Below are 19,725 nucleotides of genomic sequence, written 5' to 3' on the forward strand. Positions count from 1 at the left end.
TGTCACGCTTGAACGCTAGTGGGACCTGGCGCGCGGGGCGTCGCGCGCGGGTTCCAGCATGCCGCCGTCCGACATCCTCCATGCGCTCGTCCTGATGCTCGCCGCCGTCCCCGCGACGGCGCGGGCCGTCGAACGGCCGCCGGCGACCCTGGCCGAAAGCGTCATGGCCTTGGCCGCCGAGCGTAACCTTGTCATCGCCTTCGACACCGCGACCCTGGCGGGGCTTCCGGGCCGGGTCGCGCCGCGCGGCCTGTCGCCGCGCCAGACGATCGAGACCCTGGTGGCCGGAACCCCCGTATCGGTGCGCGAGGTCAAGCGCGGGGTTTTCGTGCTGCTTGCGGGCGGACCCAAGACCGTGGCGACTCCGCCGCCGCCCAGTGCGCCGGAGGCGCCAGCCCTGGTCGAGCCCGTCACCATCAACGCCGCCTATGCGCGGAGCCTGGACCGCTCGTTGGCCCTGAAGCGCAAGGCCGCCTACGGCCTGGACGCCGTCAGCGCTGAGGACATCGCCCGCCTGCCGGCCTTCAACGCCGCCGAGGCCCTGCAGCTGGCCCCCGGCGTCAGCCTGGAGCGTCACCGGGGCGTGGGCCTCTATGTCAGCGTCCGAGGCCTGGGGCCACAGTTCCAGAACGTGCTGCTGAACGGCCGGCCGATCGCCCTAAACGACCTCGTCGAGAACGGCGGCTTCCGGGGCCGCCAGTTCCGCTTCGAGGTGCTGCCCGCCGACGTCATCGACCAGATCGAGGTGGTCAAGACCACGACCGCCGACATGGACGAGGGCGCCCTGGGCGGCGACATCGACGTGCGGACCTTCAAGCCGCTGGATCGGGGCCGGCGCTCGGTGCTGTCGGTCCGGGCCTCCGAAGGGCGCACCGACAAGGTCGATCCGTCGGTCTCGGGCGTCTGGAGCTGGGTCGACGCCAGCGGTCGCCTGGGCGTGCTGGCCGGCGGCGTGGTCGAGCGGCGACGGATCCGCAACGACCGCCTCTACCAGACCGGCTGGAACCTGGACCGCTTTACGTCCGTCCTGGGGCCGGGCCTCTACACCCCGACCCGCACGCGGCCGACGGTCGAGCTGGAGGACCGCCGGATGGCCTCCGGCGACTTCACCGTGCAGTGGCGGCCGACCAACGATCTCAGCCTCGACTTCGACCTGCTCGCCACGCGCCTGGACGCTCACTACGACGAGTATGGCCTGGACATCTATCCGGACGATCCTTCGGTCTCGAGCCCGCGCTTCGTGGCCGGTACGCAGGTCGTGAAGGGTGACACCGTCCAGGCCGGGACCATCGACAACGTCCGCTGGATGGCCTCGCAGGAGATCAGCCTCAACCGCCACGACCTGGTCGCCGTCGGCGCGCACGGGCGTTGGGTGCGAGGACCTTGGACGCTGGACGGCGACTGGGGCTATTCGCGAGCGCGCAGCTATCACCCCGACGGCCGGGGCACGGTGCGGGCGCGCGTGGCCTTATTCGCGCCGCTGACCTACGACTTCAGCCACGGCCTGGCCGGCGGGCCGGACCTGCGGACCCCCGTCGACTACGCCGACCCGGCCAACTATGTCGGCCAGTCGTTCGACTACACCTTCAAGGACTCCCGCGACGTCGACGAGACGGTCAAGCTGGACCTTCTGCGGCCCATCGGCGCCTTCGATCTGCGGCTGGGAGCCGAGAGCCATCGGCGCTCCCGCGATTATCGCCGGCGCGACTGGACACTCGACACCCTGGTCGGCCAGCCACTGACGGATCTGGGTCCGTCCGTCTACGGAGAGACGCCGTTCTCGAACTTCCTGTCGGGCGTCGACGCCGATCTGCCCCGACGCTGGGTCGCGCCCAACGCCAAGGCCTTCTACGACCTGCTCTACACCCCGGTCGTCGCCGCCCGGCCGCCGACGGCGGCGGATCTGCGCAACTCGTTCGTGGTCGAGGAGAAGATTCGCTCGGCCTATGCGCGGCTGGACTTCCAGGGCAGCGCGTTCGGCCTGCCGATCGACGGCAACATGGGCCTGCGCTACGCGGCCACGCGGCAAGTGTCCAAGGGCGTGCTGTCCAGCGGCTCCGATCCGCTGCCGGCCCAATGGCGCAAGGCCTATGGCGACTGGCTGCCCAGCATCAATCTGAAGGTCGCGCTGCGCCCGCGGCTCTATCTGCGCCTGGCCGCCTCGCGGGTGGTCAGCCGGCCCAACGTGGTCGACAACGCCCCGCGCATCACGATCGCCCGCGACACCCCGACGGCCAACGGCGGCAATCCCGAACTCGATCCGTTCCTGGCCACCCAGCTGGACGCCTCGGTCGAGTGGTACGCGCCGACCGGCGGCGCCTTGAGCCTGGCGGCGTTCGATCGGCGGCTGGACGACTACATCACCGCCCAGAACACCTTCATCGAGGTTCCGGGGCGCGGCCAGGTGCTGCTGTCGACCAACGTCAACGGCGGCCAGGCCCGCATCCAGGGACTGGAGCTGACCGTCGCCTACGTATTCCGCGACCTGCCCGCGCCGTTCGACGGTCTGGGCGTGCAAGGGGCGGCGACGCTGGTGCGCAGCCAGGCCAACTATTTCGCCGGCGACCGGACCATTCGCAACGCTCTGCTGGGTCTGTCGCGCGCCACCTACAGCGCGGTGGTGTTCTACGAGAAGGGCCGGGGCTCGGTGCGCCTGGGCTACAACTGGCGCGGCCCTTACCTGACCTCGATCGGCAGCTCGATCACCGCCCCGGCGACCACGGCCGCGTTCGGCTCGCTGGACGGCGCGGCCTCGTGGCGGATCGACCGCCGCGCCACCCTTTCCCTGGAGGGCGTCAACCTGACCGACGCCCGCCGTTACGTCTATGGCGAGAGCCGCGACCAGCCGATGGAGATCCATCACTGGGGCCGGTACCTGTCCGCGAGGATGAGATGGGCGTTCTGACCTTCCGTGGCGCGGCGGGAACCCGCGCCGACCTGCCCGACGGGCCCAGCGAGGCGGTGGAGGCCAATCCGCCGATGGAGGCGCCGCGCTTCGAGGCGCTGGTGTCACGCTACCGTCGCCCGCTGCTGCGCTTCTTCCAGCGCCGGTCGGTCGGGGTCGAGGACGCCGAGGACCTGACGCAGGAGGTCTTCATGCGGCTGTCGCAGCGGTTCTCGCGCCTGCACTGGGGCAATCCGGACGGCTTGGTGTTCACGGTGGCCTCCAACGCCCTGGTCGATCACGCGCGTCAGCAGCGGTCGCGCCAGCGTGGCCGCCATGTCGAGGTCGATCCGGCCCTGCCCGCCGACGAGCCGACGGCCGAGGCGACCCTGGCCGGACGCGAGCGCCTGGCCCGGCTGGTGGCGGCCCTGGACGACCTGCACCCCAACGCCCGCGCCGTCTTCGTGCTGTGCCGCTTCGAAAACCTGACCCAGGCCGAGGTGGCGGCGCGGCTGAACTTGTCGATCAGCGCCGTCGAGAAGCATATGATGAACGCCCTGGCGCGTCTGCGCGAAGCGATCGAGGTTTCGCATGACGCCTAGAGACGAGATGGATCCCCGCCGCCTGCTGGCGGCCAGCCTGACGCGTTCGCTGACGATGGCCGAGCGGGCCGCGCTGGACGTCTGGGAGGCGGGGTCCGCCGAGGCCCGCGAGGAGATCGCGCGCACCCGCGAGGTGTGGCTGGCCATGGGCCTGGCCGCGGACGATCCGGCCGTGCGCGCCCTGCGCCGAAGCGTCGGTCGCAAGGCCTGGCCTGAGCGCCGTCCGCTGCTGGCCGGGCTTGGCCTGCTGGCGGCCGCCCTGGTCGTGGGCGTGGCGCTGCGGGCCCAGCCCCAGGTCGAGACCTACGCCGCGTCCGAACACGCCGCCGCGCGCCTGACCCTGGCCGACGGCAGCCACGTCGTGCTCAGCCCTGGCGGTCGCCTCACGACCCGCTTCTCGCGGAGCGCGCGCGACGTGTCGCTGCAGGCCGGCGACGGCTTCTTCGAGGTGACCCACGACAAGAGCCGGCCGTTCGCGGTCGCCGCGTCGGGCCGGACGCTGACGGTGCTGGGCACCCGCTTCAACGTGGCGGGCGGCGAGCGGCTGACGGTGTCGCTGGTCCAGGGCTCGCTGCGTGTCAGCCAGCCGGGCGCGCCGAGCGTGCTGCTGGTTCCGGGCCAGCGCTATGTCGGCGCCGCGGGCGTCGGCGGGGCCGCCCGGACGGGGGACGTCGGAAGCGACGCGGCCTGGACCGAGGGGCGCGTGGTGCTGGCCGACGCCAGTCTGGTCCAGGCGGCCGAGCGCCTGTCTCGGGCGTCCGGACGGCGGGTCCAGCTGACCGATCCGTCCCTGGCCCGCCTGCGGGTCTCGGGCTCGCTGCCCATCGGACGCATGGACGACGTCGGCGCGGCGCTGGAGGCTCTGCTGCCGGTGCGGGCGCGGATCACGGCCGAGGGCGACCTGATCGTCTCGCCCGCCACCAGGTCCTCCGCAAAATCCTCCGGTCTCGGATAAATGTGAGGGTTTTCAACAGGATCGTCGCAAATAATTCATCGATGCCCGGCTGAGGTCCCGGCGCCTGGCCCTCGTTCTTCTGCCCTGACCCGCCTCCCTGCGGGTTCAGCAAAAGATCGGGGGATAGATGTCCAGCTCGAAGTTCAAGTCGAAAGTCCGGGGCGCGCGCTGCGCGGGCGCCGTCGCCGTCCTCGCCTTCGCCGCCCTGGGCGCGAGCCAGGTCCAGGCCGCTGACGCCGCCGCGGCGCCGGCCGCCGCCGAGCCCGCCGACGCGGTCGACGCCGTCGTCATCACCTCGTACAGCAAGAGCCTACAGGCCGCCGCCGCGTTGAAGCGCAACGCCGAGTACGGCCTGGACGCCGTCAACGCCGAGGACATCGGCAAATTCCCGACCCGCAACGCCGCCGAGGCGCTGCAGCTGGTCACCGGCGTCACCATCGACCGCCAGCGCGGCGCGGGCCTCTATGTCAGCGTCCGGGGCCTGGGCCCGCAGTTCCAGTACACCGAGCTCAACGGCCGCTCGATCGCCGTCAACGACCTGATCGAGAACGGCGGCGCCAAGGGCCGGCAGTTCCGCTTCGAGGTGCTGCCCGCCGAGCTGATCTCGCAGATCGAGGTGGTGAAGACCCCGACCGCCGACATGGACGAGGGCGCCCTGGGCGGCAACATCAACATCAAGACCTTCAAGCCGTTCGACCTGGGCAAGAAGGCCGCCTTCTCGGTGCGCGAGACCTATAACGACGTGCGCAAGAAGGCCGACCCGTCGGTCTCGGGCCTGGGCAGCTGGACCAACGCCGACAACACCATCGGCGTCCTGGCCTCGGGCCTGTACGACGAACGCCACGTGCGCAACGACCGCCTGTACCAGGTCGGCTGGAACCTCGACCGGTTCAAGTCGGTGCTGGGCAGCAGCTTCTACACGCCCTCGCGCACTCGCCCGACCATCGAGACCGAGCACCGCAAGCTGTATTCGGGCGCCGTCTCGGGCCAGTGGAAGCCGAACGGCGACTTCCAGACCGACGTCGACGTGCTCGTCACTCGCCTGGACGTCGACTACGACGAGTTCGGCCTGGACATCTATCCGGACGACAGCACCTTCGCGACGCCGCAGTTCGTGGCCGGCAGCCAGAAGGTCGTCGGCGACACGGTGGTGGGCGCGACGATCAACAACGTCCGCTGGATGGCCTCGCGCGAGACCAGCCTGAACCGCCACGACCTGGCGGTCTTCGGGATCAAGCAGGCCTGGACCCCCGGCGCCTGGGCCTTCAACGCCGAGTACGGCTATTCGCGCGCCCGCAGCTATCATCCGGACGGCAAGGCCACGACGCGCGACCGCATCGCCTTCTTCGCCCCGCTGACCTACGACTTCTCGCGCGGCTACACGGCGATCCCGCAGCTGACCACGACGGTCGACTATACCAATCCGGCCAACTTCGTCGGCCAGGCGTTCGACTACACCTGGAAGGACTCGCGCGACACCGACGAGACGTTCCGTCTGGACGGCTCGCGGGTGTTCGACAGCTGGTTCACCAAGATCGCGTTCGGCGCCGAGCAGCACAATCTGAACCGCACCTACCTGCGCCGCGACTGGGTGCTGAACGACATCCTGAACGTGCCGCTGACGACCCTGGGGTCCAGCTTCTACGAGACCATGCCCTATTCGGGCTTCCTGTCGGCCTTCTCGGGCAACACGCCGCGTACCTGGGTCACGCCCACCAGCGACGCCTATTACAACAGGCTCTATACGGCGGCCGTCGCGGCCCAGCCGTGGTCGGCGGCCGACCTGCGCAACTCGTTCATCGTCGACCAGAAGATCCACAGCGCCTATGTGCGCGGCGACTTCAAGTTCGACGTCGGCGGCCTGCCGGTCAGCGGCAACCTGGGCGTTCGCTACGCCAAGACCAAGCAGCTGGCCTCGGGCACGCTGACCAGCGGCTCGACGCCGGTGCCGGTGGGCTATCTGAAGGAATACAGCAACTGGCTGCCCAGCCTGAACGTCAAGGTCGAGCTGCGTGACGACCTGGTCGCCCGCTTCGCCGCCTCGCGCGTCGTCAATCGTCCGAACGTCACCGACAGCGCCCCGCGCATCAGCGTCAGCCGCGACTCGCCGACGGCCTCGGGCGGCAACCCGGACCTGAACCCATTCCTGGCCGACCAGTACGACGCCTCGCTGGAATGGTACCCGGCCCCGACCACGGCGGTGACCGGCGCGATCTTCGTCAAGAAGATGGATGACTACATCACCGCCCAGAACACCACGATCCAGGTGCCGGGCCGCGGCGACATCCTGCTGTCGACCAGCGTCAACGGCGGCGACGCCGAGATCAAGGGCTTCGAGGCGGCCTATAACCAGCAACTGTCGTTCCTGCCGGGCCTGCTCGACGGCCTGGGCGTCCAGGCCTCGGTCACCCTGGTGGACAGCAAGGCGAACTACTTCGCCGGCAACCGTCAGATCAAGGACGACCTGGTCGGCCTGTCCAAGCGCAGCTGGAACCTGGTCGGCTACTACGAGAAGGGCCCGGTCAGCGCGCGTCTCGGCTGGTTCTGGCGCTCGCGCTACCTGTCCTCGATCGGCAGCACCACCACGGCCCAGTCCTATGTCGACGCCTACGGCTCGCTGGACGGTTCGCTCTCGTACCAGATCACCCCGCAATACGCGGTGACGCTGGAGGGTTCGAACCTCAGCAACGAGATCCGCTACCTGTACGGCAAGACCAAGGACCAGCCGATGGAGATCTATCACTGGGGTCGCACGGTCTCGCTGACCCTTCGCGGCAAGTTCTGATCCTACCCCGAGCGCCCTCACTCATACGAGGACGTCAACTGAACGCGGACCGGCCGACCTGGCCGGTCCGCGCCTTTCTCTTTCCACGAGGTCGTCATGCGCCCGTCGTCGCTCGCCGTCGCCTTCTCGGTCATCGCCCTCGCGGCCCCCATGGCGGTCCGGGCCGCCGAAGCGCCGAAGATCAACGCCCTGCGCTGGCTGGGCTCGCACAACAGCTATCGGCCCGAGCTGGACCCGGCGGCCCTGGCCCACCAGCGCCAGGTGATGGGCGAGCGCTCGCGCGGCGTCGAATACGGCCATCCGCCGATCCGGGCGCAGCTGGACCTGGGCGTTCGCCAGCTGGAGTTCGATCCCTACGCCGACACGACGGGCGGCCTCTACGCCGCGCCGTACGCCGATGACCCGGCCAAGGCCGCGATCATGAAGCAGCCCGGCGCCAAGGTGCTGCACGCCCCCGTGATCGACAACCGCACCCTGTGCCTGCGCCTGTCCGACTGTTTCGCCGAGGTCGCGAGCTGGTCCAGGGCCCATCCCGGTCACCAGCCGATCGTGATCTTCGTCAACACCAAGGAAGAGCCGTTCAACACCCCGGCCATTCCGAACCCGCCGCTGTGGACCCAGGCGGACTTCGCGGGGATCGACGCCGACGCGGTGAAGGCCTTCGGTCGCGACCGGATCATCACGCCCGACGACGTGCGCGGCGACCGCGCCACCCTGCGCGACGGGGTGACGGGCGGCGGCTGGCCGACCATTGAGAGCGCCAAGGGCAAGGTGCTGCTGGTGCTGGACGCCAATCCGCGCATCGAGGACGCCTATCGCGCCGGCCATCCATCATTGAAGGGCAGGGTGCTGTTCGGCCTCTATGTCGAGAGCGAGCCCGAGGCGGCGGTGTTCAACATCCAGGATCCGCGTCCGGAGGAGGCTCGCATCAAGGCCCTGGTCGCCCAAGGCTTTCTTGTGCGCACCCGCAGCGACGCCGACACCACCGAGGCCCGCAACCACGACCTTGGCCGCCTGGAGGTCGCCGTCCGTTCGGGCGCGCAGATCGTCAGCACCGACTACTATCCCGGCGCGCCCGATCCGCTGGGGCTGAAGTTCGAGGTCCGTCCGTCCTGGTTCGGAAAGTAGGGCGCTACAGCTCGCCGCCGATCCGTTCGACCTCGTCGGCCAAGGCGGCCATGTCGAGGACCTTCAGCGTGCGGCCGCTCTGGCGGACGATGTTCAGGCTGGCCAGGCGGTTCAACTCGCGGGTCACGGGCTCGCGCTGGCTGCCGACCAGCACGGCCAGCTCGGCGTGGGTCGGACAGGGGTGGATCACCGCCGTCTCGCCGTCGCCCTCGGCCGCCGTGGCCATGCGCAGCAGCTCGATGTCGACCCGGCAGGCCACCGACACGGCGGTCAGCTCGAACAGGCGATCGGTCAGGGCGCGGGTCAGGCTGGCCATGTCCTCCAGCAGGGCCCGCATGAAGCGCGGCGACTCCTCGAACAGGCGCAGCACCAGCCGCTGGGGCAGCCGCACCAGCCGCACGTCCTCCAATGCCACGATGTTGACCGAGCGCGGCAGGCCGTCGATGGCGGCGATCTCGCCGAAATAGCCGCCGGGCAGGATGCGACGATAACCGACCTCGCGGCCGGACCGCGCATACAGATTGGCCAGCAGGACGCCGTCCAGCAGCAGGTAGATCCCGCCATCCTCGTCCCGCCGCTGGATGATCATCTCGCCCTTGCCGTAGCGCAGATGCTCGATCTGGGCGCCTAGAGACTCGACCTCCGCGCGAGTCATGTGACGAAACAGCTTGTTGGTCCGATAGTCATCGACCGTCGCGCTGCTCGCCGCGCGCTGGGGTGATGAAGGAATCACGTTCATCGACTACGTTCCTGGACGTCGGGCGGGGGCGGGGCGAAATGGAAAAGCGACGGCGATACAAGGCCTTTATCAGCTATAGTCACCATGACCGCAAAGCCGCCGAATGGCTTCATCGCGCTTTGGAGACGTATCGCGCGCCCCCTAGGTTGACGGCTGGCGGTAACGCCAGTTTCGCGGGCGGGTTGCGCCCGATTTTTCGTGATCGCGCGGAGCTGGGCGCCGCCGCCGATCTGGGCGACGCCATTCGCGACGCCCTGGATCGCTCCGACGCCCTGATCGTCCTGTGCTCGCCGACCGCCGCCGACTCGCGCTGGGTCGACCAGGAGGTCGCCTATTTCCTGAAGGACCATGGGCCCGGCGCCGTGATCTGCGTGATCACGCCGGCGACGCCGCAGAGCGCCCGGTTGCCCGAGGTGATGCCGCCGACCCTGCGCGCGGCCCTGCCCGAGACCGTCGAGCCGCTGGCCGTCGATCTGCGCCCCGGCGCCGACGGCAAGCGTCTGGCTCGGCTGAAGATCGCCGCCGGATTGCTGGGCGTCAGCCTGGACCAACTGGTGCAGCGCGACGCCCGCCGCCGCCTGCGGGTGATGACAGCCTTCACCACCCTGGCCGCGCTGGTCACGGTGGGCATGGGCGCGATGACCATCGCCACGCTGAAGTCGCGCCAGATCGCCCGCGAGCAGCGCGACGAGACCGAGGCCCTGGTGGCCTACATGCTGGGCGACCTGCGCCAGCAGCTGGAGCCGGTGGGTCGCCTGGACGTGCTGGACGGGGTCAGCGCCAAGGTGCTGGCCTACTACGCCAAGGCCAGGACCGATCGGCTGGACGACAAGGCCCTGGCCCAGCGCGCCAAGGCCCAGACCCTGCTGGGCACGATCCGCGAGCAGCGCAACGACCTGGTCGGGGCCGAGGACGCCTTCCGACAGGCGGCGGCCACCACCCACGCCTTGGTCGAACGCGATCCGAAGAACGGCGAGCGCATCTTCGATGAGGCCCAGAACGTCTTCTGGCTGGCCTACATGCAATGGCGACGTGGCGACATCGCCGGCGCCGAGCGCGGTTTCAGGCGATACGGTGAACTCGCCCGGACTCTGGTCAAGCTGGATCCCAAGCGCGGGGAGTGGCGCATCGAGGTCGCCTACGCCCAGAACAATCTCGGCACCCTGATGTTCGAACAGGGCCGGTCTGAGGAGGCGCTGACCGCGTTCCGAAGCGCCCTGGCGGTGTTCGACGCCGAACGGCGACGCGCGCCCAGGGACAAGGCGCTCATCACCTCGACGGCCAATACGCGCGCCTGGATCGCGGATACGCTGCTCAAGCAGGGGCGGGTGAGCGACGCCTATGTCGAGCGCCAGGCTGCGCTGGGATTGCTGGCGGAGGCCGGCAGGCAGGCCCCGGACGACAAACGGCTCGCCGCCCAGACCATCGGGGCCAGCCTGGCGCTGGCGCGGCTCGAGCTTGACCTGGGACGGCTGGAGGACGCCCGAGCACGGTCGGACGAGGGCATGAGCCGGCTGCGCGACCTCGCCGCGCTGGATCCGACCAACGCCAAGTGGCGGGAATTCCAGTTGGTCGGCCACATGGATCTGGCCGACATCGCCTGCTGGTCCGGCGACATGGCGCAAGCCAGGGCGGCCCACGCCGCCGCTGCTCTCGCCCTGGCCAAGCTTCGCGCGGGCGAGGGCGATAAGGCTTGGCGTGGCGAACTGGATGGCCGCCTGGACCAGCAGGCGGTGGTGCTGGCGCGGCGGGGCGGGGATACGGCGGGGGCGCGGGCATTGGCCCAGGCGATCATCGACCGCCTGCGGACGATGCCGTCCGACCGCGATGGCGCGGCGGATCGTTCGCTGTTGCTGGGCTTCGCGCAGCTGGAGGCGGGTCACGCGGACGAGGCCGTGGCGATCCTCGCGCCGCTGCGGACATCGCTCAGTCCGGCCTACGCCAATGTCCTAGCGCGCGCCTATCTCGCGACTGGTCAGCGCGATCAGGGTGAGAGCATCGTACGCGCGTTGAAAAAACACGGTTACGCGCATCCAAGCTTAACAGCCTTTTAGCAAAATTCCCCTGTAGGTGGAATCTTCAGTCGGGAGGCACTGGAATGACGGAACCTACACCCTCTAAAGTTGTCGAACTGGTCATCGGTTTGGACCAGAACTTTAACTTCATGAATTTCTTGCATCCGGACCGGCCCACGCGCCTGTCCCTGGATCTGAGCGAGCGCTGCGAACTGGTCTTCACGCTCAGCGATCAACTGATCAACGCGGGCTGGAAGTTCCAGAGCCGCCCGATCGAGTTCGCGCGCGACTACGGGATCAACTTCTCCAGCTTCGTCTGGGTGCCGCATTCGATCGACGGTGGCGACCCCGACAACCGCTCGCGCTTCAAGGTGATCTACGAGGATCAGCGCATGGGCGAGTACACCTACAGCCTGTTCATGCAGGACAACCATGGTCAGAAGATCGACCTGGATCCTGACATTTCCAACGGCGCGGGCCGCGTTCCCTGATCGCGGGCGCGCTGTTCGACAAGGACGAGATCGCCGCGCTGATCCAGCGCGGCGAGATCCTCGCGGCCTACGATATCGCCCGGGCCGCGCTGGAAGCGGGCGAGACCTCGCGCGAGGCGGCCTATGCGGCCGTGCTCTGCCTGGCCCGATCGGGCGCCATCGACTTCGCGCGCGCCGAATATGTTCGCCTGGGCCTGGATCAGGCCCAGGACGACAGCGACGCCGTCGCCCTGGGCGCGCGGCTGCTGAAGGATGTCGCCCTGGGCGCCCGAGGGCCGCGCAGGGCCGCCTTCGCCCGGGCCTCGATCGATCGCTACGAGGCGCTGTTCCGGCGGTTCGGCGGGCTTTATGGCGCCATCAACGCCGCGACCATGACCCGCGTGGCCGGCGATCCGGCCGGGGCCCGCGCCAGGGCCGTCGCCGCGCTCGACATTCCGCCGCCGCCCGGCCTGACGGGCGAAGCAGCCTATTACGACCTCGCCAGCCGGGCCGAGGCCCGCTTCCTGACCGGCGACCTGGACGGCGCGCGCGAGACGATGGCCGCTGCCGTGGCCCGGGCTCCCCAGGCCTACGCCGCCCACGCCTCGACCCTGCGCCAGCTGGACATGCTGTGCCGCGAGACGGATGTCGACCCGGCATGGCTGGCCCCGTTCCGCCCGCCGGTCTGCGCCCATTTCACCGGTCATATCCTGGGTCCCGCCGACGACGGCGCGCGGCCCGACTGCGCCCTGCGCCACCAGATCGACCGCCTCCTGAAGGATCAGCGCGTCGGTTTCGGCTATGGCAGTCTGGCCGCCGGGGCCGACATCGTCTTCGCCGAGGCCCTGCTGGCGGCGGGAGCCGAGCTGCACGTGGTGCTCCCGGTCAGCCGCGCCTCGTTCGTCGAGATCTCGGTCGCGCCGTTCGGCGTCGAATGGGTCGGGCGGTTCGAGCGCTGCATGGCGCGGGCCGCCAGCATCCGCCACGCCTCGCAGGATCCCTATCGCGGCGACGAGCGGGTTTTCGCCTATTCCAGCCAGGTCGCCATGGGCTGCGCGGTGCTGCGCGCCCAGACCCTGTCGACCGAGGCGATCCAGCTGGCGGTCTGGGACGGCTGCGAGACCGGCGGGCCGGCCGGAGTCTCGTACGACCTGACCTACTGGGCGCGAAGCGGCCGGCGGCGGACGGTGATCCCCATCGATCGCGCCCCGCCGCCGCGCGATCCGCCCGCGCAGCCGGACCAGCCCGCGCGACGGGCCATGAAGGCGATGCTGTTCGCCGACGTCCAGGGCTTCGGCGCGCTGCGCGACGACCAGATCCCCGCCTTCATCGAGGTGGTCATGGGGCGGATGGCCCGGGCGGTCGAGGGGCTGGCCGCGCGGCCGACCCACGTCGAGACCTGGGGAGACGGCCTGTTCCTGGTCTTCGACCAACCCATCGACGCGGCCCTGGCGGCCCTGGCCCTGCTGGAGGCGCACAAGGCGCTCGACCTGAAATCCCTGGGCCTGCCGCGCACCCTGGGCCTGCGCATCGCCGGCCACTATGGCCCTGTGCACCTGCGCACCCACCCCTGACCCACGCGCCGGCGGTGATCGGGGCCCACGTCGTCGTCGCGGCCCGTCTCGAGCCGGACGTCGCCCCCGGTTCGGTGGGCGTCAGCGAGGCCCTGGCCGGCGCCCTGGCCACCTTCCACGGCGACAGCGTGGCCTGCGGTTATGTCGGTCGCACCCAGGGGCGCAAAGGTTTTCCCGCGACCCCCATCTTCAGCCTGACCAGAGCGCCATAGCGGCCGTCTGACGGCCTCAAGACGAGGCCGCAATCGATTGTTGTCTGGTGGGGCTTCACGGACCGTCGATACGCCATCCGCGTTCGGTGTGCAGATCCGCACATCGGAAATGGCGGTTTTTCATCATGGTCCAGCTGTCGACCGCGACGAGCCAGGTCCGGACGGCTGAACGTCTCTGTAGGTCCTCGTCACTGGGAGGCCTGCTTGACCGACACCGCCCTCTGTCCGCGCCCGCCGCCGGCCGCGTGAACCGACTGGGGACCCAGGCCACCCGCCGGCCGGGTCCTTCTTTTCGAAACGCCTTTCCCCGGGATCGCGGCGACGTCCGCGCGCGACCCGCCATGCCCATGGGAGCCCGCGATGCTGCTCGACAAGTCCTCCTCGCCTTCCTCGTCCGGCGTGACGAACGCCGTGCTCAACGCCGCGCCGCCCATCGACGACGCCGCCGCCCGTCTGCTGCGCCATGTCCTCAAGGTCTGGGCGCGCGAGCAGGGCGTGTCCGAGGCCGACGTGCCGACCTTCATCGATGGCGTGCTCGACCACGCCACGGCGACGATCCGGGACGGCCGCTTCGGACGTGGCGGTGCGTAGTCTTCGCCTCTTCGCCGAGCGCGGCGTCGGCCCGGCCCCGGTCCGAAGCTATGGGGGCGGCGCCGAGGCGCTGCCCCGGCTGGCCGTGGTGTCGCCCGAACCGTTGCCGGCGTTGGAGACCGAAGCCTGGCGCCGCCTGCGCCTGATGGTGGCCGAGGGCCGCCGCAGGGCCGCCCCGGCCGCCGACATCGCGCGGGTCACCTGGTTTTCCGACCCGTCGCTGCTGAACGCCTGGGTCGACTTCACGACCGCCGCCGAGGCGTGGGACCCCGCCGTGCGGGGCGACGCCCGTATCTTGGCCGAGGACATCGTCAGCTACGCCCGCGACATCGGGCCCGAACTCTACCGCCGCCTGGCGGCCCTGCTGGCGCCCCTGAAGGCCCGCGCGCCGTCGCTTGAGGAGGCCCGCGCCAGCCAGGCGATCCTGGAAACCCTAGGCCGCGCCGCCGAGGAGCGCGCCCGCCGCGCCGGAACGTTGGGCGAGACGATCGCGCCGCTGGCCCGCGCCGCCGCGCGGCTGGGCGCGGTCTTCGCCGGCCATCAGCGCAATCCCCCTGTCCGCGTCGTGCTGCCTCATGTTCCGGGCGTCTGCCTGGCCTATGACGACGCCGGTTTCGCCTGCGCTAGCGACATGGCGACCTTCGACAAGCGCCAGTCCTGGGTGCTGGAGCCCAGCGGCGAGGCCTATGTCCTGGTCAGCGCGGCCGATCCCGAACTGGTCCTGGTGGTCGACCAGGATCAGGACCTGATTCCGCTGACCCGCATCCCGCCGCCCTTCACCTTCGCCGATCGCGGGCCCCGACCGCGCGTGGCGCGCCGCGACGCGATCCCGGCCGACGCCGCCCGCTTCCTGGTCTCGGTCTCGTCCGATCTCTACCTGCAGAACGTCAGCTACCAGACCCTGGCCCTGGAATGCCCGGGCGATGGCGGCTGGCGGCACGGCGCGCCCGTCGTGACCATGCTCAAGCGCGGCGGCGCGACCCAGCGCTGGTCGTTCGAGCCGCCGCTGCGCTCGCGCCAGGAGCTGATCTTCCACGACGTCGTCGCGCCGGCCGCGGACCATGGCCTGGAAGTGGGCGGGCTGGCGCGGCTGCGGGACGATTGGATGGCCATCGCCGACGACCTGCGCGCCGGCGCGGACCAGATCCTGTGCTGCGCCGAGCGGAACCAGCCCTTCGTCGCCGCCGGCTCGGTGGTGGACGTCCTGGACGGCTGGCGTCGCCTGGCGGCCGAGGCGCGCGTCGCCTCGAGCGACCTGGTCGGCTGAACGGGAGGCGCGGGCCATGCTGGACGCGATCCTAGCGAGCCTTCTGGCCGGTTCGATCCCCGCCGTGGCGTTGAAGGTCGCCCTCGTGGCGGCGGGTTTCCTGCTGGGCGTGCGGCTGCTGGCGGCCGGCGGAAGCACGGCCGATGATCGCGACCGCGTGCTGGTCGAGGCCGCGCGGGGTCAACGGTCCGCGACCAAGACGGGCGACCACGCCGATCCCGCCATGCCCGTTCGCTAGCTGGACAAGGGATCCGGGCGTCGGAAGCGCAGGATGACCTCCACGCCCTCCGGACGGCGGGCCAGGGCGTCCTGGACCATCAGCAGCAGGGTCTCGGACGAGACATGCAGGTCGACCACCTGGCCGCTGCCTTCGTAGACGATGTGCGAATGCGGTTCGGGCACGGTGTCGTAGACCAGCTCGCTCGTCGTGGTCGGCAGCCGGCCGATCAGCCCATGGTCGGCCAGGGCCTCCAGATGCCGGGCCAAGTCGCCGGCCGTCACCGCCAATCCGGCCTCGGCGGCCAGCTCGGCGATCTCGGGCAGGGACAGGTGGGTCTCCGGCGACTCCCGCAGCAACGCCAGCAGATGCGCCGGCGCGCCTCGGCCGGGCAGGCCGGCCCGGCGCAACTCGTCCTGGAACACGGCGTCCACCGTGTGGGGCATGGCGTCCTCCCTGGAGAACGAGAAATCGGACCGGGCGCGGTCGTTGAGCCGCCGCGCCCCGAGTCCTTTTGGCGCGTCTAGGCCAGGTCGAACCGGTCGGCGTTCATCACCTTGGTCCAGGCCGCCACGAAGGCGGCGACGAAGGTGATGTCGGACTCGGCATAGACCTCGGCCAGGGCGCGCAGTTGCGAGTTGGAGCCGAACACCAGGTCGACCCTGGTGGCGGTCCATTTCGGCGCGCCGGTCTTGCGGTCGCGGCCCACGAACTCGACCTCGTCCTCCGAGGTCGCGGTCCAGACCACGCCCATGTCCAGCAGGTTGACGAAGAAGTCGTTCGTCAGCGCGCCGGGACGCTGGGTCAGGACCCCATGCCGGGACTGGCCGGTGTTGGCGTCCAGCGCCCGCAGGCCGCCGACCAGCGCCGTCATCTCCGGCGCGGTCAGGGTCAGGAGTTGGGCGCGGTCGACCAGCAATTCCTCGGCCGTCAGCGGCGAGTCGGTGTCCACGAAGTTCCTGAACCCGTCGGCCCGGGGCTCCAGCACCGCGAACGAGGCGACATCGGTCTGGTCTTGCGTGGCGTCGACCCGGCCGGGGGCGAACGGAACCTCGAGGTCGAAGCCGGCGTCTTGGCCGCCTTTTCCACCGCCGCCGAACCGGCCAGTACGATCAGGTCGGCGAGGGAGACGGGCTTGCCGAACCCGGCCCGGATCTCTTCCAGCCTGGCCAGCACATCGGCCAGCTGGTCGGGTTGGTTCACGGCCCAGTCCTTCTGCGGAGCCAGGCGGATGCGCGCCCCGTTGGCGCCGCCGCGCTTGTCCGAGCCCCGGAAGGTCGAGGCCGAGGCCCAGGCCGTGGCGACCAGCTGCCGCACCGTCAGGCCCGAAGCCAGCACCTTGGCCTTCGCGCCGCGATGTCGGCCGCGCCGATCGGCGGATGGGTCGCGTCGGGCAAGGGGTCTTGCCACAGCAGCTCTTCCTTCGGGACCAACGGGCCCAGATAGCGAGCCTTGGGACCCATGTCGCGGTGGGTCAGCTTGAACCAGGCGCGGGCGAAGGCGTCCTGGAACTGGTCTGGGTTCTCGTGGAAGCGCTTGGAGATCGGGCCGTAGTTCGGATCCAGCCGCAAGGCCAGATCCGTGGTCAGCATCATCGGCGGGTGCGTCTTCAACGGATCATGCGCGTCGGGCGCTCGCGGGCCGGCGCTCGGATCCTTCGGCGTCCACTGATAGGCGCCGGCGGGGCTCTTGGTCAGCTCCCACTCGTGGCCGTACAGGGTGTCGAAGAAGCCGTTGTCCCAGGCGATCGGATTGGGCGTCCAGGCGCCTTCCTGGCCGCTGGTGATGGCGTGGATCCCGACGCCGTCGCCGAAGCTGCTCTTCCACCCCAGGCCCATCTGGGACAGGCCGGCGGCTTCCGGCTCGGCGCCGACCTGGGCCGCGTCGCCCGCGCCGTGCGCCTTGCCGAAGGTGTGGCCGCCGGCGATCAGGGCCACCGTCTCCTCGTCGTTCATGGCCATTCGCGCGAAGGTCTCGCGGATGTCGCGGGCGGCGGCCAGCGGGTCGGGCTTGCCGTTCGGGCCTTCGGGATTGACGTAGATTAGGCCCATCTGAACGGCGGCCAGAGGCTTGTCCAGTTCGCGGTCGCCGGTGTAGCGGGCGTCGCCCAGCCAGGTGTCCTCGGCGCCCCAGTGGACGTCTTCCTCGGGCTCCCAGACATCCTCGCGGCCAAAGCCGAAGCCGAACGTCTTGAAGCCCATGTGCTCCATGCCGACGTCGGCGGCGAAGATCATCAGGTCAGCCCAGCTGATCGCGGCGCCGTATTTCTTCTTGATCGGCCACAGCAGGCGGCGGGCCTTGTCCAGGTTGCCGTTGTCGGGCCAGCTGTTCAGAGGGGCGTAGCGCTGCTGACCCGCGCCCGCGCCGCCTCGGCCGTCGCCGGTGCGATAGGTGCCGGCGCTGTGCCAGGCCATGCGCACGAACAGCGGGCCATAGTGGCCGTAGTCGGCCGGCCACCAGTCCTGGCTGTCGGTCAACAGGGCGATGATGTCCCGTCGCAGGGCCTCGACATCCAGGGTCTTGAGCGCATCGGCGTAACGGAAGCCCTTGGGCATCGGGCTCGACAGCGCCGAGTGCTGGTGCAGGATCTTGAGGTTCAGCTGATTGGGCCACCAGTCGCGGTTCGAGCGCCCTCCGAAGCTGGTGTGGAACCGGACGCCATGCCGCAGCGGGCACTTGCTGGTCGGTTCGATCAGTTCGCTTCCGTCCATCTGTTCTGTTCTCCGGTTCTGACTCTGTTGATGCGCGTTCGGGATGCGTCTTGGTGTTGGCGGACCGCGCTCGGGCGTGCGCCGTCGATCGACGGTCGCGTCCCGCTGGCGGAGGATGGTGATCCTGGCGTGTCGTCCCGGGCGGCCCTCTCTGTCGGATTGCCTAAGGGAGTGTTCGCCCAACTTGACGATAAATAGAAGCAGCAAGCTGTAATGGCTGTGATAGGCTCGAGCTATGAGCTTGGAGCGGCTGATCCGATGAACCTGCGCGACCTCCGCTATCTGCTGGCCCTGGCCGAGCATGAGCACTTCGGCCGCGCGGCCAAGGCCTGCGGCGTCAGCCAGCCGACCCTGTCGGTGCAGATCCGCAAGCTGGAGGACCTGATAGGCGTGGCGCTGTTCGAGCGCGGCAGCAAGACGGCCGCCCCGACCAGCGCCTGCCTGCAGCTGATCGACCACGCCCGCGCCGCGGTGGTCTCGGCCGAGACCCTGCTGTCGACGGCCCGGGCGCTGCGCGACCCGATGGCCGGTCGCTTCCGGCTGGGCATCATCCCGACCCTGGCGCCCTATCTGCTGCCGTTGGTCTTCGCGCCCCTGCGCCAGGCTCTGCCGGCCCTGGAACTGGAGCCGTGGGAAGACCAGACCGAGCCGCTGCTGGAGCGCCTGCGCGCCCACGACCTGGACGCGGCCCTGCTGGCCACCGATGTTCCGGGCGCGGATCTTCTGAGCCGACCGCTGTTCGCCGAGCCCTTCCTGGCCGCCCTGCCGCCCGAGCATCCGCTGGCCCCGCGCCCGATCATCGCCGAGGCGGATCTCGCGCCGGACATCCTGGTGCTGTCCGACGGTCACTGCCTGCGCGACCAGGCGATCGAGGCGTGCGGCTCGGATGCCGGCGGGGGCGGCGCCCTGCGCGCGGCCAGCCTGCCGACCCTGCTGAACATGGTCGCCGCCGGTTACGGCACCACCCTGATCCCCGGCCTGGCGGCGGGCGCGGCCGAGGACGCCGGCATCGTCCTGCGGCCGCTGGCGGCGCGGGCGGGACGCACGGTGCGGATCGTCTGGCGCGCGCACTTCCCGCGCATGCCGGTGGTCGGCGCCGTGGGCGACGTGATCGCCGAGCGGCTACGCGGTTTCGCCGAGGGCGCGGCCGCGGGAGCGCTCTAGCGGGTCCCCGCTACTTCTTCTTGGGCTTCTTGAACGCGATCTCTTCGGGCGTCAGCTTGCGGACCTCGGTGACCGGATAGGTCATCGGGCCGATCGAGCCGGGCACGATGACCTCGGCGTCCAGGCCCTGGCAGATCCACGAGCTGCCGCGTGACTTGATGCCGATCCGCTGGGTCCAGTCGATGTCGGGTGAGCGCGAGAACAGGGTCAGGCGATAGACGGTCTTGGAATTGATCGAGACGTCGACCGTCTTGTCGTCCACCACGTTGAAGCCGTTGACGTCTTCGGCGCGGAAGCAGGACCTCTGGGCCGGGGGCATCTTCGCCTGCTTGCTGGCTTCCGAGGCCAGGACAGGGCCAGAGACGAGTATCGCGCCCAGCGCGACGGAACCGATCAGGACACGCATGGTCA

At 70.1% G+C, this 19,725-nt stretch carries 14 protein-coding genes and 2 pseudogenes; 12 read left to right on the forward strand and 4 right to left on the reverse strand.

The annotated features are described in order from the left end of the window. The first annotated feature begins 58 nt into the window (after positions 1-58). The 5 genes from MZV50_RS03085 to MZV50_RS03105 all read left to right on the forward strand — a co-directional run bounded on the left by MZV50_RS03085 (position 59) and on the right by MZV50_RS03105 (position 8,354). Positions 59-2,905 (forward strand): TonB-dependent receptor, encoded by a 2,847-nt coding sequence (locus MZV50_RS03085; protein WP_252632959.1) that lies wholly within the window; start codon positions 59-61, stop codon positions 2,903-2,905. Beyond that, complete coding sequence (locus MZV50_RS03090) at positions 2,893-3,486, forward strand: RNA polymerase sigma factor (protein WP_252632960.1); 594 nt, start codon at positions 2,893-2,895, stop codon at positions 3,484-3,486. Before MZV50_RS03085 ends, MZV50_RS03090 begins: the two co-directional genes overlap by 13 nt. Further along, on the forward strand, positions 3,476-4,441 hold the full coding sequence (locus MZV50_RS03095) for a FecR family protein (protein WP_252632961.1): 966 nt from the start codon (positions 3,476-3,478) through the stop codon (positions 4,439-4,441). The genes MZV50_RS03090 and MZV50_RS03095 overlap by 11 nt, the downstream gene beginning before the upstream one ends. Positions 4,442-4,568: 127 nt before the next feature. Further along, on the forward strand, positions 4,569-7,226 hold the full coding sequence (locus MZV50_RS03100; protein ID WP_252632962.1) for a TonB-dependent receptor: 2,658 nt from the start codon (positions 4,569-4,571) through the stop codon (positions 7,224-7,226). A 96-nt stretch (positions 7,227-7,322) separates the two neighbouring features. Then, positions 7,323-8,354, forward strand: coding sequence for a phosphatidylinositol-specific phospholipase C domain-containing protein (locus MZV50_RS03105; RefSeq protein ID WP_252632963.1), 1,032 nt, complete (start codon positions 7,323-7,325; stop codon positions 8,352-8,354). 4 nt (positions 8,355-8,358) lie between these two features. On the opposite strand, the gene MZV50_RS03110 is transcribed toward MZV50_RS03105, so the two are convergent. Next, a complete protein-coding gene (locus tag MZV50_RS03110) occupies positions 8,359-9,093 on the reverse strand; it encodes a Crp/Fnr family transcriptional regulator (protein ID WP_252632964.1) in 735 nt (244 codons plus the stop codon). A gap of 38 nt (positions 9,094-9,131) precedes the next feature. Between MZV50_RS03110 and MZV50_RS03115 the strand changes: the two genes are divergently transcribed. From MZV50_RS03115 to MZV50_RS03140, 6 genes and pseudogenes are all read left to right on the forward strand, one after another. Further along, positions 9,132-11,147, forward strand: coding sequence for a TIR domain-containing protein (locus MZV50_RS03115; RefSeq protein WP_252632965.1), 2,016 nt, complete (start codon positions 9,132-9,134; stop codon positions 11,145-11,147). Positions 11,148-11,191: 44 nt separating this feature from the next. Further along, positions 11,192-11,599: a hypothetical protein gene (locus MZV50_RS03120; protein WP_252632966.1), complete on the forward strand. Its 408-nt coding sequence runs from the start codon at positions 11,192-11,194 to the stop codon at positions 11,597-11,599. A gap of 11 nt (positions 11,600-11,610) precedes the next feature. Next, positions 11,611-13,364, forward strand: a pseudogene (locus MZV50_RS03125) (tetratricopeptide repeat-containing protein). Between the two features lie 360 nt (positions 13,365-13,724). Further along, positions 13,725-13,955 (forward strand): hypothetical protein, encoded by a 231-nt coding sequence (locus MZV50_RS03130; protein ID WP_252632967.1) that lies wholly within the window; start codon positions 13,725-13,727, stop codon positions 13,953-13,955. Continuing rightward, positions 13,948-15,222, forward strand: coding sequence for a hypothetical protein (locus MZV50_RS03135; RefSeq protein WP_252632968.1), 1,275 nt, complete (start codon positions 13,948-13,950; stop codon positions 15,220-15,222). Before MZV50_RS03130 ends, MZV50_RS03135 begins: the two co-directional genes overlap by 8 nt. Before the next feature lie 16 nt (positions 15,223-15,238). Next, entirely contained in the window at positions 15,239-15,460 is a 222-nt protein-coding gene (locus tag MZV50_RS03140; RefSeq protein WP_252632969.1) for a hypothetical protein, read from the forward strand. On the opposite strand, the gene MZV50_RS03145 is transcribed toward MZV50_RS03140, so the two are convergent. Further along, positions 15,457-15,885, reverse strand: a complete 429-nt coding sequence (locus tag MZV50_RS03145) for a transcriptional repressor (protein WP_252632970.1) — start codon at positions 15,883-15,885, stop codon at positions 15,457-15,459. The two genes, MZV50_RS03140 and MZV50_RS03145, sit on opposite strands and share 4 nt — an antisense overlap. 77 nt (positions 15,886-15,962) lie before the next feature. Further along, positions 15,963-18,150 (reverse strand): annotated as a pseudogene (gene katG / locus MZV50_RS03150) (catalase/peroxidase HPI). Positions 18,151-18,408: 258 nt separating this feature from the next. Between katG and MZV50_RS03155 the strand changes: the two are divergent. Next, positions 18,409-19,314, forward strand: coding sequence for a LysR substrate-binding domain-containing protein (locus MZV50_RS03155; RefSeq protein WP_252632971.1), 906 nt, complete (start codon positions 18,409-18,411; stop codon positions 19,312-19,314). Between the two features lie 10 nt (positions 19,315-19,324). Here MZV50_RS03155 and MZV50_RS03160 read toward each other — a convergent pair whose 3' ends face one another. After that, positions 19,325-19,720, reverse strand: coding sequence for a DUF6491 family protein (locus tag MZV50_RS03160; protein WP_252632972.1), 396 nt, complete (start codon positions 19,718-19,720; stop codon positions 19,325-19,327). Positions 19,721-19,725: the final 5 nt, after the last annotated feature.

This window comes from Caulobacter segnis, assembly GCF_023935105.1.
Classification (GTDB): domain Bacteria; phylum Pseudomonadota; class Alphaproteobacteria; order Caulobacterales; family Caulobacteraceae; genus Caulobacter; species Caulobacter segnis_B.

What these genes read in the sequence shown, in the direction of transcription:
- MZV50_RS03085 (WP_252632959.1), top strand. Translation starts at nt 59, where the DNA reads ATGCCGCCGTCCGACATCCTCCATGCGCTCGTCCTGATGCTCGCCGCC.
- MZV50_RS03090 (WP_252632960.1), top strand. Translation starts at nt 2,893, where the DNA reads ATGGGCGTTCTGACCTTCCGTGGCGCGGCGGGAACCCGCGCCGACCTG.
- MZV50_RS03095 (WP_252632961.1), top strand. Translation starts at nt 3,476, where the DNA reads ATGACGCCTAGAGACGAGATGGATCCCCGCCGCCTGCTGGCGGCCAGC.
- MZV50_RS03100 (WP_252632962.1), top strand. Translation starts at nt 4,569, where the DNA reads ATGTCCAGCTCGAAGTTCAAGTCGAAAGTCCGGGGCGCGCGCTGCGCG.
- MZV50_RS03105 (WP_252632963.1), top strand. Translation starts at nt 7,323, where the DNA reads ATGCGCCCGTCGTCGCTCGCCGTCGCCTTCTCGGTCATCGCCCTCGCG.
- MZV50_RS03110 (WP_252632964.1), bottom strand. Translation starts at nt 9,093, where the DNA reads ATGAACGTGATTCCTTCATCACCCCAGCGCGCGGCGAGCAGCGCGACG.
- MZV50_RS03115 (WP_252632965.1), top strand. Translation starts at nt 9,132, where the DNA reads ATGGAAAAGCGACGGCGATACAAGGCCTTTATCAGCTATAGTCACCAT.
- MZV50_RS03120 (WP_252632966.1), top strand. Translation starts at nt 11,192, where the DNA reads ATGACGGAACCTACACCCTCTAAAGTTGTCGAACTGGTCATCGGTTTG.
- MZV50_RS03130 (WP_252632967.1), top strand. Translation starts at nt 13,725, where the DNA reads ATGCTGCTCGACAAGTCCTCCTCGCCTTCCTCGTCCGGCGTGACGAAC.
- MZV50_RS03140 (WP_252632969.1), top strand. Translation starts at nt 15,239, where the DNA reads ATGCTGGACGCGATCCTAGCGAGCCTTCTGGCCGGTTCGATCCCCGCC.
- MZV50_RS03145 (WP_252632970.1), bottom strand. Translation starts at nt 15,885, where the DNA reads ATGCCCCACACGGTGGACGCCGTGTTCCAGGACGAGTTGCGCCGGGCC.
- MZV50_RS03155 (WP_252632971.1), top strand. Translation starts at nt 18,409, where the DNA reads ATGAACCTGCGCGACCTCCGCTATCTGCTGGCCCTGGCCGAGCATGAG.
- MZV50_RS03160 (WP_252632972.1), bottom strand. Translation starts at nt 19,720, where the DNA reads ATGCGTGTCCTGATCGGTTCCGTCGCGCTGGGCGCGATACTCGTCTCT.